The sequence below is a fragment of the Bathymodiolus platifrons methanotrophic gill symbiont genome, from assembly GCF_002189065.1.
Taxonomy (GTDB): Bacteria; Pseudomonadota; Gammaproteobacteria; order Methylococcales; family Methylomonadaceae; genus Methyloprofundus.
On record NZ_BDMN01000276.1, the window covers coordinates 1 to 16,232 of the forward strand.

General features: G+C 39.6%; 20 protein-coding genes and 3 pseudogenes. 11 read left to right on the plus strand and 12 right to left on the minus strand.

Annotation, left to right across the window (positions count from 1 at the left end; genetic code table 11):
* Nucleotides 1-127 precede the first annotated feature (127 nt).
* The 4 genes from CDZ78_RS23255 to CDZ78_RS14900 all read right to left on the minus strand — a co-directional run bounded on the left by CDZ78_RS23255 (nt 128) and on the right by CDZ78_RS14900 (nt 1,676).
* Nucleotides 128-352: a DDE-type integrase/transposase/recombinase gene (locus tag CDZ78_RS23255; RefSeq protein ID WP_087870715.1), complete on the minus strand. Its 225-nt coding sequence runs from the start codon at nt 350-352 to the stop codon at nt 128-130.
* A complete protein-coding gene (locus CDZ78_RS22125) occupies nt 310-459 on the minus strand; it encodes a hypothetical protein (RefSeq protein ID WP_167374323.1) in 150 nt (49 codons plus the stop codon). Before CDZ78_RS22125 ends, CDZ78_RS23255 begins: the two co-directional genes overlap by 43 nt.
* A 103-nt stretch (nt 460-562) precedes the next feature.
* Complete coding sequence (locus CDZ78_RS14895; RefSeq protein WP_087870716.1) at nt 563-1,444, minus strand: hypothetical protein; 882 nt, start codon at nt 1,442-1,444, stop codon at nt 563-565.
* A 31-nt stretch (nt 1,445-1,475) separates the two neighbouring features.
* Nucleotides 1,476-1,676 carry a hypothetical protein gene (locus tag CDZ78_RS14900; protein WP_087870717.1) on the minus strand — a complete coding sequence of 67 codons (201 nt, stop codon included), beginning with the start codon at nt 1,674-1,676 and terminating at the stop codon, nt 1,476-1,478.
* A gap of 294 nt (nt 1,677-1,970) precedes the next feature.
* On the opposite strand from CDZ78_RS14900, the gene CDZ78_RS14905 reads away from it, so the two are divergent.
* The 7 genes from CDZ78_RS14905 to CDZ78_RS14935 all read left to right on the plus strand — a co-directional run bounded on the left by CDZ78_RS14905 (nt 1,971) and on the right by CDZ78_RS14935 (nt 8,148).
* Nucleotides 1,971-2,267: a hypothetical protein gene (locus CDZ78_RS14905; RefSeq protein ID WP_087870718.1), complete on the plus strand. Its 297-nt coding sequence runs from the start codon at nt 1,971-1,973 to the stop codon at nt 2,265-2,267.
* On the plus strand, nt 2,264-3,457 hold the full coding sequence (locus tag CDZ78_RS14910) for a hypothetical protein (protein ID WP_087870719.1): 1,194 nt from the start codon (nt 2,264-2,266) through the stop codon (nt 3,455-3,457). The genes CDZ78_RS14905 and CDZ78_RS14910 overlap by 4 nt, the downstream gene beginning before the upstream one ends.
* 26 nt (nt 3,458-3,483) lie before the next feature.
* Entirely contained in the window at nt 3,484-4,566 is a 1,083-nt protein-coding gene (locus CDZ78_RS14915; RefSeq protein WP_087870720.1) for a hypothetical protein, read from the plus strand.
* Between the two features lie 25 nt (nt 4,567-4,591).
* Nucleotides 4,592-5,284, plus strand: a complete 693-nt coding sequence (locus tag CDZ78_RS14920) for a hypothetical protein (protein WP_087870721.1) — start codon at nt 4,592-4,594, stop codon at nt 5,282-5,284.
* Between the two features lie 74 nt (nt 5,285-5,358).
* Nucleotides 5,359-6,885 (plus strand): CsgG/HfaB family protein, encoded by a 1,527-nt coding sequence (locus CDZ78_RS14925; protein ID WP_087870722.1) that lies wholly within the window; start codon nt 5,359-5,361, stop codon nt 6,883-6,885.
* Nucleotides 6,875-7,516, plus strand: coding sequence for a hypothetical protein (locus CDZ78_RS14930; RefSeq protein ID WP_087870723.1), 642 nt, complete (start codon nt 6,875-6,877; stop codon nt 7,514-7,516). Before CDZ78_RS14925 ends, CDZ78_RS14930 begins: the two co-directional genes overlap by 11 nt.
* Before the next feature lie 17 nt (nt 7,517-7,533).
* Nucleotides 7,534-8,148, plus strand: coding sequence for a hypothetical protein (locus CDZ78_RS14935; RefSeq protein ID WP_087870724.1), 615 nt, complete (start codon nt 7,534-7,536; stop codon nt 8,146-8,148).
* A 798-nt stretch (nt 8,149-8,946) separates the two neighbouring features.
* Here the strand turns inward: CDZ78_RS14935 and CDZ78_RS14940 are convergent.
* From CDZ78_RS14940 to CDZ78_RS14960, 5 genes are all read right to left on the minus strand, one after another.
* The gene (locus CDZ78_RS14940) at nt 8,947-9,627 is read right to left on the minus strand and encodes a hypothetical protein (RefSeq protein ID WP_087870725.1); all 681 of its coding nucleotides are present in this window, start codon (nt 9,625-9,627) and stop codon (nt 8,947-8,949) included.
* Entirely contained in the window at nt 9,627-10,694 is a 1,068-nt protein-coding gene (locus tag CDZ78_RS14945) for a ParA family protein (RefSeq protein WP_087870726.1), read from the minus strand. The genes CDZ78_RS14940 and CDZ78_RS14945 overlap by 1 nt, the downstream gene beginning before the upstream one ends.
* A 193-nt stretch (nt 10,695-10,887) precedes the next feature.
* Nucleotides 10,888-11,166, minus strand: a complete 279-nt coding sequence (locus CDZ78_RS14950; RefSeq protein ID WP_087870727.1) for a nucleotide-binding protein — start codon at nt 11,164-11,166, stop codon at nt 10,888-10,890.
* A gap of 37 nt (nt 11,167-11,203) precedes the next feature.
* On the minus strand, nt 11,204-12,022 hold the full coding sequence (locus tag CDZ78_RS14955) for a replication initiation protein (protein ID WP_087870728.1): 819 nt from the start codon (nt 12,020-12,022) through the stop codon (nt 11,204-11,206).
* A 321-nt stretch (nt 12,023-12,343) separates the two neighbouring features.
* Complete coding sequence (locus CDZ78_RS14960; RefSeq protein ID WP_087870729.1) at nt 12,344-12,817, minus strand: hypothetical protein; 474 nt, start codon at nt 12,815-12,817, stop codon at nt 12,344-12,346.
* Between the two features lie 144 nt (nt 12,818-12,961).
* Between CDZ78_RS14960 and CDZ78_RS22130 the strand changes: the two genes are divergently transcribed.
* The gene (locus CDZ78_RS22130; protein WP_167374324.1) at nt 12,962-13,114 is read left to right on the plus strand and encodes a hypothetical protein; all 153 of its coding nucleotides are present in this window, start codon (nt 12,962-12,964) and stop codon (nt 13,112-13,114) included.
* Here the strand turns inward: CDZ78_RS22130 and CDZ78_RS14965 are convergent.
* Nucleotides 13,111-13,227 (minus strand): annotated as a pseudogene (locus CDZ78_RS14965) (recombinase family protein); the annotation flags it as partial. The gene CDZ78_RS22130 and the pseudogene CDZ78_RS14965 overlap by 4 nt on opposite strands.
* 139 nt (nt 13,228-13,366) lie before the next feature.
* Nucleotides 13,367-13,492, minus strand: a pseudogene (locus tag CDZ78_RS21365) (IS6 family transposase); the annotation flags it as partial.
* A 321-nt stretch (nt 13,493-13,813) separates the two neighbouring features.
* Between CDZ78_RS21365 and CDZ78_RS14975 the strand changes: the two are divergent.
* Complete coding sequence (locus CDZ78_RS14975; protein WP_087870730.1) at nt 13,814-13,993, plus strand: hypothetical protein; 180 nt, start codon at nt 13,814-13,816, stop codon at nt 13,991-13,993.
* The gene (locus CDZ78_RS14980) at nt 13,993-14,286 is read left to right on the plus strand and encodes a HigA family addiction module antitoxin (protein WP_087870731.1); all 294 of its coding nucleotides are present in this window, start codon (nt 13,993-13,995) and stop codon (nt 14,284-14,286) included. The genes CDZ78_RS14975 and CDZ78_RS14980 overlap by 1 nt, the downstream gene beginning before the upstream one ends.
* A 316-nt stretch (nt 14,287-14,602) precedes the next feature.
* Here CDZ78_RS14980 and CDZ78_RS14985 read toward each other — a convergent pair.
* A pseudogene (locus CDZ78_RS14985) lies at nt 14,603-14,968 on the minus strand (DDE-type integrase/transposase/recombinase); the annotation flags it as partial.
* Between the two features lie 478 nt (nt 14,969-15,446).
* Between CDZ78_RS14985 and CDZ78_RS14995 the strand changes: the two are divergent.
* Nucleotides 15,447-16,184 carry an endonuclease gene (locus CDZ78_RS14995; protein ID WP_087870733.1) on the plus strand — a complete coding sequence of 246 codons (738 nt, stop codon included), beginning with the start codon at nt 15,447-15,449 and terminating at the stop codon, nt 16,182-16,184.
* Nucleotides 16,185-16,232: the final 48 nt, after the last annotated feature.

Consider the following 16,232-nt stretch of genomic DNA (forward strand, 5'->3'; position numbering starts at 1 on the left):
ACTAAAAATCACAAAAACCAGGCTAAAACCCTGTCAAGAACTTTTTTAATTATTTACGCTGAGTCGGATTGGCAAATTTCCCTGCGCCTTCTGGAGACTATCAGCCCATCCGGGGCTGACAGCGTAGTTACATCGTTTGTTTGAAAAATGCGGTTGCAGCCTCTTCATCACGGTGCTCAGAAAGCATGAAATCAAACGTATCACCGTGACTATCAACGGTTTTGTCGCATGAAAACAGCTTACAGTTGATTTTTACACAAACATTTTCTTTTTGCGACAGAACCAGATTCTTGCTAATGCGGGGAGTCGCTATTTTTGCGAAAGCTTGTTTTGGGCATCCCAGCCCAAGCAAAGCGGCAAAAACTTAACGCGACCACTAATGCCTTCGGCGCCCCAGACGTCCTGCGTACGTGCCACTTCGCCACTACCATCGTAAACTCGGTGCTGGCTTCGTAACACTCCCTCAAATGACTGGACGGCGTTTCGGAATGCCTTTTATTTTGTCTACACCTACGCTAGCGCTACGATTCCGACAAAACAACGGCCCTACGCCTTCTGGGGACTACCAGCCCCAGCCCCAGCCCTCGCTTTCGCTCTCCAAGGCTGGCAGCGGCGCAGGAAACAGATAAAACGCCCCCATGGCCTTCAGTCTCTCTTCAGTCATAACCCTAGGTTTATGCGCATGTGGCTGATTGAGTACTTCTACCATCTCATGATATTCCTCTACTGATCTTGCAGCACCTATGCGTATCAGTTTTTCTTCATTAGATTCTACATCGTCAGGGGGTGCGTTCATATCTTCGTCAGGGGGTGCGTTCATATCTTCGCCAGGGGGTGCGTTCATATCTTCGCCAGGAGGTGCGGCGTTATGCTCCTCCTCACTAATATCTTTTCCTTCCTCATTTCTTGAATTGGGATCAAGCTCTGGACCCATAGAAGGGTTTCCTGGGCTGCTGCTCGCCTGTATAACTTCATTCCCTGACTTTGCGTTCTTTGCTGCCTCCGAGCCATTGGTTGTAATTATTTCTTCATGTGAGGCAGAAATAGGCGCTGTTTCGCCTCGAGCTACCTGCTCGGTTCTCGACGAATCAAAAATAAGCGTCGCTTCACGAGCCCGCTCAACCTGCTCAAGAGGAAATACCTCCCCAGAAGGGTCAGATGATAAGATGACCCTCCCATTACCATACACGTAATGGGAGAAAAACTGTTTTCGTATGTCTTGCGTGAGAAACCGCCCTGTTATGAGGTTCAAGTATCTCGTATTAAGATGGCTAATATTTCCTGATCTCGGACGGTCAATAAACCTATCAGCCTGTGCTATATTTGGCAACAATGATAGAGATATTAGAATTATTTTTCTCAAGATAATGGGGCTACCGCATAAAGTTAACTTCTCCACTTTATCTGCTATCATGATTCCCAATTCGAATAAAAGAATGTTCATATGCTCAGTTTTAACTCACATTGAGCGGGTGCTACCCACAAGAAAGTTGATATATTTCAGCCACAATCGAGCCAAAGAGTAATAAAATTTTCTCTCGCAAAGGCGTAAGTCCTTCAATCACCTGATGTAACTGATTTTCCGTCGATATTTTAAGGCAATGAATGCCCAATAATAACTGGAATACCCAGCGTAAAGTCGGCGCTTCTGTTGCCTGCTGAATTTGATTGGGCAACGTTTCCTTTTGTTAGGCGCGCCTCATGATAGATTTTGGGACTCCATGTCACAAAAATCGATTCGCCACGCGGCGAATCATTTGTGCCCTGGTCCGCCCCGCGTCCGCCTCAACTACGCAACAAAACCCTGCTCCGTTAAGGCTCCCACACATGGCTTGACGGCTATTCGGAATGCAATTCTTTGCCTCCCTCGCGCGCTGCTAGCGCACTTCGGATTGGCGAATTGCCCTGTCGCCTACCACGGACTAAAAATCATCACTTCGCTTTGGCTCCGTTTCCCTGATTTTCAGCGAATGAAGTTTATTTATGTGGTACTTGCTATTGCAGTATTAAGTTTATTTGGTTGTACTTCTTCTCCACGTAATGAGGTGATAATTAATGATCAGACTGCAAGCTTTGGGGTTTGTGCATTGACTGAACCTGAAGTAGTAGCCAGCAGTAATGTCCATATTGTGATCCGTTACCTTGATAAACATAGAAAAACAGCTGTTGGTCTAGCAGAGCGTTGGTGTTCTGAAAGAGGCTTGCAGGCAAGCGAAGAGATAACTAGTTGTGCTGGTTGCTGCAAAATGGGAGTTAATTGTCGATGAGTTATTTTATCAACAGCACTCATCCTAGAGGCTTATCCTTTTATATTATTAGCTTTTTATCTTTATTAGCTTTTTCAGTATCAGTAAGTGCTCAAGACTTTCATTGGGCTGGTGTCGGCTTTATGGGGGATTATGCAAAAAGGGATACACTGTATCCTTACTCTTCAAGAGTGTTTGATGATCATTCATGTGATAACACGTCATGCTTTGAAGTATTTAGTCGTACTGTGTTCAAGGGCCAAAAAATTGCAGGTGGAAAGGTTAAATTTACACAAGCAGAGCCGGGAACTAATGCTATTGGCGTTGCTTTAGCCATCACTTATGAACGCCTGATTGTTGATGAAACAGTAAACTCTCATTATACGAATAAAAATACACTTAACTCGATAGCTATCTTTGGAAGCCTTTTATTTATGGATTTAGATAGCAACAAGTTGGTTGGCGCGGTTCCAACATATATTCGTTACGACACGGCATCGAACGGCAAGATTTCCGACAAAGAAATGTACGGCATTGTAAAAGCGATGCTTGTAAGCAATGAGTTGAAAATAAATTTTGCTTCAGATGCACTTAGTCGCGCTAAGAAATATTCATTACCTAGTGACAAGGTTCGTAGAGCGCAAATTGTTGAAGTCAGTAGCAGTACTAAAGTTAATGATGTGATTGGCTATAGTAAAGATGCTATGAATTATTTTACTATGCAGCTAGCTCAGGTGTTCGAAGGTGTATTAATGACTGAAACTGGCATTCAAATGCTACCATCTAGTGTAGGGCATATTGTTGGCGGAAAACTCAAAACTCGTCTTAGTTCTGGAAATAGAGTAATAGAGCTACCTGAACCAGATGTTGCAATAAAATTGAATTTAGCGAAATTGGGCAAATTGCAGAAGGAAAAAGCTAATGGTAGTGGCAATACTGTTTGTCATGCAGCTCGTCTAAATTTTTCAGTTGAAGATAGTTTTGGAGATAGTATCTTAGATTTACCTTTAAAAAGTATGCCTTGTCGATTTTATCGTAAAGGAACGCAAATTAATGACCAAACACAATACGAAAAAACATTGTTGGCTCTTTTGTCAAATATAGCTAAAGCACTAAATATGCCTGACGATAGTGATGATTTTTACAAAAAGTCGTCGAAGAATCAAAACCAAACAAAAGAAGCATTTTCCATGTTCATGAAGAACTTTTAAACTAATTCAGATAAATGGTGCTACTTATGAATCAACTAACTAAACAAGCATTATTATTAATGCTGATAGTCACGTTTTCCACATCATTATATGCAAAAGAGATTACAGCAAGAGCAAGTTTGCCTTACAAATCTTATAACAGCGATACTCGAGAGAAAGGCTTGGCAAAAGCGCGTATTTCAGCTTGGAAAAAATATGTAGGCGGTTTTTCGGTAGCGAGAAAATCAACTTATCGTTCCAATAAAGAAGAGATTTTAAGAAACCTTGAAGATCTGATAATGGAAGAGATAGTTGTTCAAGAGAAAAATGATAAAGAAGCAAAAAACTATAAAGTTTCTTTACGTGTAAGTTTCGATGATGGGAGTGTAACTGCCTTATTTAATGATTTGAGTGCTAGCGGAAATCAAGGGTTGGGTATGGCTTCTGATTTTGGCAGTGTTCTAATTGCTAGAGTGAAAATATCTTCAAAGGGATATGATAAAAAGCGGGTTGATGTTAAAGAATCTGAAGGGCTTAATAGCGTATCCGAACAGGCTGCATCTAATGGCAATAAGACAGTCGACTCGGTAGGATCTAAAACTTTTTCTCGTCGTGCATCAGGTGGATCTACTACTCGAAAGCGCACTGCTAGCACATGGGAAATTGATGAAAGTTATCAGGAAACACTCTCTGGCGCGATTGAAGAATCACTAATCAATGCTGGCTTTGAACCAATGGAATACAATGATCTTTCTGATTACGGTGCCCCCTACATGGATGAAATTTATGATCAGGCTACAGATAAAGGTGTGCTTAAAGGTCGCACTAAATCGGCGATTAAAAATGCTGCAAGAGATGCTGAGTGGAGTTATTTAGGCATGGGCAGAGTTGATCTAGACCTGCCAATTACAGATGCTGCTACAGGGTTGTTCAAGGTGGCTGCGAGTGTTAATTACCAAGTCTATATGTTCCAAAACGGTAAATCTAGAGCTATTGCAAAAGTAAGTGCAAAGCAAGTTTATGGGCTTGGGGAAACTGAAGATTACGCAACCAACGAAGCTCTTAATAAGTCCGCTCTAGCCGCTGTAACCATCGTGGTTGATCAACTACAAAAAAAAGGTGTTCGTTAATTTAATAATTATGAGGAAATTTAAAATGAAGAAGGTTTTTGAAAAACAACTAACCTCAGGTGCTATCGCAATGACATTTGCCCTGGCTCTGCCAATCTCAAATGCTAATGCATTCGGTTTACCTGACATCAAGGTGCCTGGCGTAAGTACGGGGAGTGCCGCTTCTAATGTCAACTGGGGAGATCTGGCATCAACGGGTGATAGCGCTGAAAAGAAGGTTTATACTGGAACGCGTCTGTTGGCCCTTAGTAGTATCACAATGGCTGAAGCTCTTGGTTATAAAGAAGATGCAGCAGCTTTAAAGGCACAAGTTGAAGCAATAACAAAAGACGGTTCAGTATCTGGAAGTTTTAACTTGGGTGAAACTGCAGAAGCTTCTGGTTCGATCATGGAAAAGATTAGCGGGGATAAAGAGCAGCTTGCATCTTTGAGTGAAGAGCAGAAAGCTAAGCTAACTGAGTCTATGTTTCAGTATGTTATTGGTGGTGTTAAATACCTTGAAGGTGTAAAGGGTGTTAGTGATGTTGCCTCAAAAGCTGCAGATGCCCCAATGACACAAATGGCGAACTTTGTAGGCGTAATTAAGCTAGCTCCAGTTGCGGCAACCGGCGCAAAAGACTTCTTTATGAAAGTTCCTGCTGTTGTCAATATGATGATGGCTGCGGATATTGCTATGCCAGATAACATTAGCGATATGCCCGGCGCATCGGATTTTTAATATAAATTACGAAAATAGCCGGTCGGGTTACAGACCGGCATGATTACCAATCATTTACAATAAGAGCCTTCAGTATGACACGAATAATAATTGCTTTTAGCTTTGGCTTCCTTCTCTCAGTCGATGTGTATGCAAATGTTTGTGATGATTATTTAGCTGAAGCTAATGCTATTTCAGGAATTGTCCCTCGTATAGAAAATGGCCAATTAAGATCTTTATCTATGTATGGCATACAATCATTTATTGCCCCTAAAAGCAGTCTTATAAATAAAGCCAGGCGCCAGGCAGAATTAAAGGCAAAACGTAATTTTTCAGAATGGATTAAAACAAAAATCAAAGCGGGTACATTCAATGAGGAATTGATGGAAAATCTAGAAAAAACATCGAGTGATGGATCAACTGAAGGAAATGCTGAAGAAATTACTAAATATGCAGATCAAATATCCAGTAATACTAGCTCGGTTCTTTCAGGCATAATTAAGCTTGATGAATGTGTCGACAAAGTTGATAAGGCTGTTTATGTTCGCATGGGGTGGAAGCCAAGCCTTTCAGAGATGGCAGCAAGAGCTGCTCAAACGATTAAATCACCATCTTCAGCCCAAGATCAGAACGACTCTAATCTAAAAACCAATAGTACTGTTACACCGACGGCTGATGGAGCTGGAGTAAAAATTATTTCAGTAACAGTTGAAGGTACTGGGACGAATTCTGCCCAAGCGTTAAATACAGCCCTTAAGCAGGCAGTATCTCAAGTTTTTGGACAACAGTTTTCAACATCAACAATGAATATGGATAGTCTGGTTTCTGAAGAGAAAACTACCTCTAAAGGTGGTAATGATGGTTCTGCTCTTGAAACAACAGTCATGACAGAGGCTATTAGAACAAAAACCAAGGGCATGATTCATTCATACAATATCGTCTCAAGTAAGGCAATTGATACAGGAGTGTTGGTAACTGTAAGTGTAAACCTTGCCAAATATGACAAAGGTATTGATACGAGTAAAAAAACGCTTGTGATATTGCTGCCAACGTATAAAGCAAAAAATACAAATGTTGATACGAAATTATTTACTGAGAGCTTGCAAGACTCAATAGAAAGCCAACTTTCATCATCTAACTACTTCAATATATTGGATCGTGAAAGTCTCCCAGAAATTAAGAGTGAAATGGAGTTTATTGCCAAAAATGGTGATATTTCAGAAATAGCTCGAATTGGTAATATGGCTGGTGCCGACCGCATAGTTATTACGAGTGTAATGCATTACTCACCTGAAAAACGACATCGAAAAGTCGGTGATATGACAATTATAAGTAATGAGTTTAATGCAACTATTGCCATTAAAGTTATTGATCCAGCAACATCACGAGTCGTTTTATCGCGGAATGTAGTTTTTAATCGTCATAAGCTTACTGGTAAGGCAGGTATACAGGCGCACATTAATATGATTGCAAATAAGTCCGTCTTGCTGATCAACAAGCTATCAGGTAAAGTTCCCAAACAAAAATATTCTCACAATAGAGGCCACACTGTTTCACGCACTGAAAAAGAAATAAATCAAAAATTTGAAAAACTAAGGAGTAAATCCAATAATGATTGGTAAACAAAATGTACTTTTATTTGGACTGCTTGTAGCATCCACTGCTGTAATGGCTGGCTCTTGTGATGATTACTTGGCAGATAATGGGACGACATCAGGTGTGGTCCCCAATATGTCAGAAGATGGAAAGATTCGATCATTTTCTATCTTTGCAGAACAATCATTTATTGTACCTAAGCGTAGCCTTATAAATAAAGCAAGACGGCAAGCTGAAATGAAAGGTAAACGCGACTTTTCAGAATGGATTAAGACAAAAGTTAAAGCAGGTACGCTGAATGAAGAGCTAATGGAAAGTGTAGAGAAAACATCGGGGGATGGATCAACTGAAGGATATGCTGAAGAAATTACTAAATATGCAGACTTTATTGGGGCAGAAACAGAATCAGTATTATCTGGCATTATTAAGCTGGACGAGTGCATGGACCCAGATGGGAAAACTATTATGGTTCGTATGGGCTGGAAAGATTCATTGTCAGAAGCGGCCGCAGATACTCGCGCCACAATAGATAATAGTGTTGCTAGAGGTGAATCTGGTCAAAGGTCTGAAGGGGCTTCTTCTAGCTCAGCTAGCGGCACAAAGATAAAAAAATCTGAAGGTTATCGTTCTAAAACTAAATATGCCGATGATTTCTAATGTGCTAGGGTTAATTAATGTTTAGTCGCGCTTCGTTTTTATATTGGAATAATCAAGTAAGATTAAAGGTTACTATTGGATTGCTAATTATCGGTAGTTGTTCATCGGCCGTTGCCGGTTGTTTAATTCGGGATGTTGAAACCCTAGGATCATTTAAGACTTATTATTTTTGTAAAAACAGCCTAGCAAGGCCTAGTTATCAAATAAGCAGTTATCTTAATGATGATCAATCATTTAGCCTTTTTAATTTTGATGCACGTGGTGTGAGTGTTGTATGTCATGAATATGATATTCATGATGAGATGAATGTGAAATGCCAATCAGCATTCCCTAATTTTAGAAACTTGAAGAAAAGATACACAAATAATAATTCTACAGTCATCCTCTATGATCTGAAAAATGATAGAGATAAAGAAGAGCTTCTAGATAAGCTGGGCAATAGGCTGGATTTTAGAACGGGGAGAAATTCAGATGATGTAGAAGCAATAGGTTGTTTTAGCGGAATTAATCTTAAAAAAAGAGAGGTTTACCTCGGCTTTACAAAAGATGGTTTTAATGACCTTCAAATGTGCTTGATTCAACTCGAAAAATACTTTGCAAAAAACAAAAAGGGAATGATTAGCCTTTTGTAATGCTTGCCAGTGTTCTTCATCATTTTGCATGGCAGAGGCTACGATAAGTTCTACCAGGTGTTCAATAGGTTCTGTCGCAATAATTATCAAAAGCTCAGACTTCCTGGTCTTCAGGCATAACTATCCTGCTAAAGCCATAAACTGCTTATAAATTACTTTTTTAACATGGGTTTTATTAACTATAGCATGAGATAAGTTTTTTAACAGTCTTTTTTAACATTATTAACTATAAATAAGGTCTTGTTAATGGTGATTAGCTGTGTTGATGGCGATGTTAAAAATACACTTGTTTATTTAACTCCCTCTATCAGTGTATCCATACCCCTCTAGTGAGTGTCGAATTGTTAGGATTGCCAAGGGGATGCGTGGTTAAAGAATGAATAAACTAGGTGCGGTGGCAAATGGTACGTATCAACAGTGAAGAGTATTGTTGAATGATAAAAGGAAATAAATAGTCTTAACGTAGCTATCTCGATAACCTCTACCACTCTATCGAGAGCAGTCCCCGAATCTTTGAAGCATACTTTATTTATTCCCCCTGTAACTACTCAGCGTAAATAATTAAAAAAGTTCTTGACAGGGTTTTAGCCTGGTTTTTGTGATTTTTAGTGAACTGCCCAACAGTCGATTAATCCACGCTTTATTGCTTCTATCGCTATAGTCATCACAAAATGTCCCATTAAACATCTACGACCTCGAAGAACTTTTTTATTCGCCTTACAATCGCTTAAAACAAGGAAAATTCGGTATTAAAAACCCAATTGCTTAATATAACATGGCTTTTTATGCGGTTTTATTTCATGCGTCAGGGCTGACAAAGCGGTGGTTATCTTTTCGTTTTGATTCTGGAAACTGGTGATTGTAATAGTCAATAAGCCAGATATGTTTACTCCTAATTGAAGGGTTTTCACTTAATTCATCGGGAATTGCTTTACATATTGCTTTCCAACTATCATCAGCATTACCATTTTTCATATAGTTTATGAAATACAACCCATCACTCTCGAGTATCAAGTGCTCGTTTTTTGACAGCTCACTAGCAGGGTAAACTAAATCTATTAACTCTTTGCTAATTATAACTCTTGGAGTTAATGCAATGGTAGATTCAATCTTATAAGCATCAATCATTCCATTGCTAAACAAGAAATCTTCAGTTGAAAAATGTTTTCCGTATGAGGCCCCACCACGGCATAATATTCCATCATTAAGCAAATCATATTGGTAGTTTGAAATAACGTCTACGACCTTTTTGTAGTTCTCTTGGCTATATGGTATAGCCAACACGACGGAATCAGAGAACTGTGTTATTTCTAGGCCAATTATTGTCTTTTTCAGCTCTTTAGTTTTAAGGTGAATTGTATATAAAACTTTAATGTAACGATGTTCTTTTTTTGGTCTTTCGCAATCATGTTGTACCATTGCCGAAAAACCTAATAAATCTATAAAAGCGACTATATATTCCTTGAGTTCAATAGCCATTACTTAATTAAGTCCAAATTCGTTGCTATTTCTGATATAGATTGGCGGTATGTTGCCATCCTTTCTTGGGCTCCTTCCCAAGGAGCACCACTCCAAGCTTTACCATTAGAGGCTGGAATAATTTTTGTGTCATTTTGTGATATATCAAACATGGCTTTACCACACTCTTGCATTATTGGAATTAACCCTTCAAAGTCACGAATTTTTGATACAACAATTTTATCTTTAGCCAATCCGCTTGTAATATCTTTTTCATCAGTATTAAATTCACTAATTGAAGGAAGTAATGAGGATGATACTTTTTCTGGGATACGCTCCATCCACATTTGATAAGTTGCTTTTGGCTTACCACCTCTAATTTTAAAATTTTGAAGAATTACACCTAGAAATTGTGGCCGTCCATGCCGAATAGGTAGTTTTAACTCAATAAAATCATTATATATTTGAGAATGATCTTGCATCCATTTTTTAATTATTGTCGATAATGTTCCAATTGCTTGCACATTAAATCGATCAGGTGCTGTTGGTACAAAGTACCCATCACATATCAAAAAGCATGACCTTGTTAATGCTCCTGAACTTGGGCCTACATCGATAAGAATATAGTCAATTTTATTTTCAGCACCATATCTTGTTAAGATATCCCCAATCGCTACGTATGTTCGTTTTTCATGGGTTTTATTGGAAAATCTTTGTATATGAGCTTCTGCCAAAGAATCTTCTATAATACTTAAATTAACATCACCTTTGAGTAATTCAAGCCCTTTATCTATTTTAATTGTCTTTACACTTTCGATAGATATTTCAGATATATCACCATCTATTCTGGGTTTTAGTAAATCTAATAGACTGCTTCCTTCAATTTCTGTTTCACTTCCTGTCATTTCCTTTTCATCAAGAGCAGCAATCATGGGAGACATCATTAACTCTGTTAAGTTTGATTGGGGATCAGCATCTACCGCTAAAACTTTTTTTCCATTTTGTGCCAAAAAATGAGCAAGATTGAAGGTCGTTGTTGTTTTTGACACACCACCTTTGTGGTTATATAGAGTTACAATTTTTGTCATACCGAAGTCATCCTTTATTTGTTAGCTTTTTAGTTTGAATTCACCATCGCTGAAAATCAGGGAAACGGAGCTAAAGCGAAGTGATGATTTTTAGTCCGTGGTAGGCGACAGGGCAATTCGCCAATCCGAAGGGTTCTGTCGCAATAATTATCAAAAAGCGTAGTCCTCCTGGTCTTCAGGCATAACTATCCTGCTAAAGCCATAAACTGCTTATACGCAGGCATGTTTTCCTCAGACAATTGTCCCTTTTAACCGCTTGAATATCTTTAGCTAGAGTCTGCCTATCTAAGCCAATTACGGGGGCTAAACCTCCATCACTTACCGCATTCCAATCTCGTGCACTGCCCTGAGGATCTGAATCGACTAATAACACTCGCTGATTTATTGTCTGCAAGGCTCTGGCTAAATTAGTCGCAATGGTGGTTTTACCCGCACCGCCCTTTTGATTCAAAATAGCAACAATCTTACTCATTAAATGCCAAAGACCACAACCTGTTATTGATAATTTTCTACGATTTTTTACCTAATGCCTGCTTTAGAGAAGCGATCCGCTTTCCTGCCTCTGGGTATGATTCACCAACTCGTGCCAATTTATCAACCTCTGTTTCAGGGATACCGTGCCATGTCTTTTCTTTCTTGGGTTTTTTATCTTTTTTTAGTGAATACTCGAATTTAAAAGCCACTATATTACGGCCTCGCTTTATTTGAGTATAAGCCACCGTCATATCACTGTGTTGGTTTATCTCAGTTATAGCAATATCGATTACTTTTCGCTTCAAATCACCAATATTTTTATACTTATCTTCAATCTGAAATTTCTTCTTAAGCCAGTCTACTTCTACTACCTTAGTATTACCGTCCCACTTCACCAATAATTCATAAATTCTGATTGAGTAATTTGATTTAAACATCAAGATATTGTTAAGGCGGTACTGCGTAAACTCACGTCTCAGCTCTGATATGTAAGGAATTATTTTCTGTGAAAATTGGAGCTCTACAGATCCAGAATTAGGGATGTATTCGATAGAAGAAACCCATCTAGTTTCTAGTAGCCTATTATCTGGTAGATTTATTGATACAGACCGAGAATAAAGCCTTTTAGCTGCCAGCTCCAATTGTTTGTAAGTGTTTTTGGTGTCTAAACCGATTAAGTCTATTAGATCTTGAACTGTAACGATAAATTTATCATCACTATTTATCACTCCCATAGAATCTATTTGGCTAATACAGGTTAGCAATACCCTATTTTCATTAATGCTCAACCTATATCCAGCTTCTACAATATTGTTATGTTTTACCACTGTTAAGTGATTATTTGAGTTATCCACAGAATACCTAGAATAATATTAAAAACAAGGTCGTACAATACCATAAAAAGGTCATGATTAAACCATAAAAAGGTCATGATATACATTTATAATGTATTGATTTTAAATAATTTTAATAGTCCTAAAAAAAGAAAAAAAGAAAAAAAGAAAAAATTAAAGATTTTTTAAAAGTCACTTTTATAAGACTCATATTGAAAATATGAGGATGTTTAAGATTCTTCCTATTTCTGTATTAAATCCTTAGTTTTTTTCTGATCCAATTCGATCAATCGTCCTTTCATTTCAGCCGCTACCGTTTGGGAATCGGGGAGTCGCTATTGCCTACGGCGCCACAGCCGTCCCGCGTACGTGCCACTTCGCCACACCATCGTAAACTCGGCGCAGGCTACGTAGCACTCCCTCAAATGACTGGACGGCTTTCGTTTTTAACAAATCAGTAAAACTGACTTTCTCTTGAGCAAAGTCAGTTTCTTTTTGGTTAAGTTGGTCTTCTAAGCCCCCTGACTTTTCCTTTTCAGCTTGAAATTTAGCTTCTACCACAGCTAACTCCTTTCCTGTTTGATTTTTTATATCATCAGACTGCTTCAGATCGTTTTTAAGCTCGATTACGCCAGATTCTAGGGAGTTAGTCCTCTGAATCAATAATTCGGTCTTGTTAAGCTTCTGAGTGAGTTTTAAGCGTGCGTCTTCGGAAGCATTACGTTCTTGCTTTAAATTCTGGGTTAATTTATCAATTTCTTGTTTACGTTCATCAGCTAACGCTTGGTTTTCAGACTGTAAACGGTTCTGTCGCATAAATCCCCCTTCCCGACGTTATCTGCTATCCTAATTCTAAATTTCAATAATAGGGTGGATCACATGCTCAGCTTCAAAGGCACTCACTTTCCAAAAGATGTCATTCTTTATGCTGTCACAGACTGAGCACAAAGCAGCTCAGTCATGGCTACCTCAAATGGCTCTACGGCTATTCGGGATAAAATTTTAGCCTCCCTCGCGCGCTATCGCGCACTTCGGATTGGCAAATTTCCCTACGCCTTCTGGAGACTATCATCCCGTCCGGGGCTGACAGCGTCGGAACATAAACCCCGTTAAGCTTTTTTCAGTAACTTTTTTCCACTTTCTCGCAACGATCCATCAGGAGCAACATAACGATAAAGTGTTTGTCTGGTAATCCCGATTTCCTTACATAAGTCACTAAGGAATGTGCACGAAATAACTTCCTGAAGCAGCCAAGCTTGAATAATGAAATATCTCCCCTAAATTAAGGTTATCTTAATTTATTACTCAGTGGGGTTCTGTCGCAAGTATTGTTGGAAATGCAGGAAGCCTAGTCTTCAGGCATAACTATCCTGCTAAAGCCATAAACTGCTTATAAGCAGGCATATTTTCCTCAGACAATTGTCCCTTTCGGATCATATGTGCCGTTTCAATTCCATCAATGGTTGCTTGAGCGGAGTGAAACGCTTTAAAGGGTTCTGTCGCATAAATCCCCCTTCCCGACGTTATCTGCTATCATAATTATCAATTTCAATAAAAGGTGGATCATATGCTCAGCTTCAAAGGCACTCACTTTCAAAAAGATGTCATTCTTTATGCTGTTTTCTTTTATGTCAGGTATGGCGTTTCGTATCGCGACCTTGAAGAAATTATGGAAGAAAGAGTTTAGGCGCGCCATGCTACCTCACGAAATTCCGGGACTCCTGTCGCCGTAATTCGTTCACCTACGCAGCGAATAGGAGATGCTCCAGCCGCCCTGCGTCCGCCACAGACTGAGCACAAAGCAGCTCAGTCATGGCTACCTCAAATGGCTCTACGGCTATTCGGGATAAAATTTTAGCCTCCCTCGCGCGCTATCGCGCACTTCGGATTGGCAAATTTCCCTGCGCCTTCTGGAGACTATCAGCCCGTCCGGGGCTGACAGCGTTTGTTGACGGTAACGCGTTTATATTAAATTATGAGGATTATCACTAATGACTATTGAACAATTTGAACCATTACACCCCGGTGAATTTATCAAAGAGGTTTACCTCACTCCTTTCGATATTGGATCTAACCAATTAGCTCGAGAACTAAAGCTTAGTAACGGCTTGATAAGCCGCCTAATAAACAATATTGCTAATGTCACACCTGATATTGCATTAAGGCTCTCTAGCGTACTGGGAAGATCACCTGAAAGCTGGCTGAAGATGCAAGATAATTATGACCTTTGGGAAGCCAAACAGCACTTTAATTCAGGTCAATTTAAACTACTTCAATTGGCTTAAGTAAATTATGGCTTATAAAATGGTGGAAAATGACGTTTTTTTAGTTCTCTTGGCCCTCTCAGTCTCTTAAAAATGAATTGCACTTGTTAGTTGAATCTAAGAACTACTAAAACAGCTTCGGATGCTGAAAAAATGGTTGCTAAATTAGAAGGGAAAATTGAGGTTTATAATTTACCAGAGTAATTTTAAAAAAATCAGTACTGATAAAAAATAAAACCTTTCATATGACGACAAATTGATCTTTAAAAGCTCTTAAAAAAAATGGTTCTGTCGCAATAATTATCAAAAGCGCAGACCTCCTGGTCTTCAGGCATAACTATCCTGCTAAAGCCATAAACTGCTTATAAGCAGGAATATTTTCCTCAGACAATTGTCCCTTTCGGATCATATGTGCCGTTTCAATTCCATCAATGGTTGCTTGAGCGGAGTGAAACGCTTTAAAGCCCATCATCGGTTTTGTTATTTTTTTGATAAAGCGATGATCCTGTTCGATGATGTTATTCAAATATTTAACCTGTAATATGTCGATCATAGTGGCAAACCCAGCGAGGATTAACAAGAGGTTAATATTGGCTAATCCTGCATAGTTAGCGCCACTTTTATCCATAACGACCTTATCAGGAAATCCATTATTGTTAATCGTTTGTTTGATAAAAATCATCACTCCGCTTAGGCTCCGTTTCCCTGATTTTAAGCGTTGGGCTTTCAGGTTCGTTATCCATCAGGTCGCGGGGGAGTCGCTATTTTTGCGAAAGCTTGTTTTTGGCATCCCAGCCCAAGCATGCGACAGAACCTTGACAGACCCCCGGTTCCTACAACTTAAATGGTTATACTTCGCGCGGTCACGGATGCGGAAAAATATTGATATAATCAACAAATTTTAGTGGACAACCTACGCTGTTAATCTTGGATGGATTAATAGTCCGTGGTAGGCGAAGGGAAATTTGCCAATCCGAAGGGCGCTAGCAGCGCCCTCGGGAGGCTAAAATTTTATCCCGATGAGCCCCCCCATAGCCATGCGGGTTTTGTGCATGGGTTAGGTGGACGCAGGCGTGCCAGGGCATAAATGATTCGCCGTGCGGCGAATCGATTTTTGTGACATGGAGTCCCAAAATCTATCATGAAGACGCGCGATGGCGCGTATATCAAAATTAAAAGGCATGAATACATTAATAGCATCAATAGCTGTAATCGCTAGCTTTTCTATCGCTGCCAATGCTTTTTCAGGCCACCCAGCAGGGAATACTGAGAACCAGAGCTTTAGCAAATCAAAGAAGACACTTGAGCTATATGTCTATAACCAGTTGCCTCATGAAACAATTTATTGCAAGGGGACGTTTGAGGGTAAAGAGATCACCGATCCGAATGGATTTTATTCAGATAAGTACAAGAAACGTGCAAAGCGCCTGGAATGGGAGCATGTAGTTCCTGCTGAGAACTTCGGGAGAGCATACCCCGCTTGGCGTAATGGCGACGCTATGTGTATCACTAAGAAAGGCAAGCGATATAAAGGGCGTAGATGCGCCACCAAGGTGAGTAAAGACTATCGCTATATGCAGGCTGATCTGTACAATCTTTACCCCTCTATAGGGACTGTAAACGCGTTAAGGAGCAATTACAGGTATGGAATGGTTGAAGGTGAGTCGTTAGGAAATTGTTTAATGACGATTCAAGACCGTAAAGCTGAGCCTCCTAACTACGCAAAAGGCGTTGTGGCTAGAGTGGCTCTCTACTTTGACGCTGTTTACCCAAAGTATACCCTTAGTGATTCACAACGCCAGCTATTCAATGCGTGGGATGGACTCTACCCAGTTACTGAGCTGGAGTGCAAACGTAGTAAAATAATTGAAGGTATTCAAGGTAATGTTAATCCGATCACGAGTGCAGGTTGTAAATAAGGGTTCTGTCGCAAAAGTTTATTGTGCGCATAAAAACCTGCCATAACC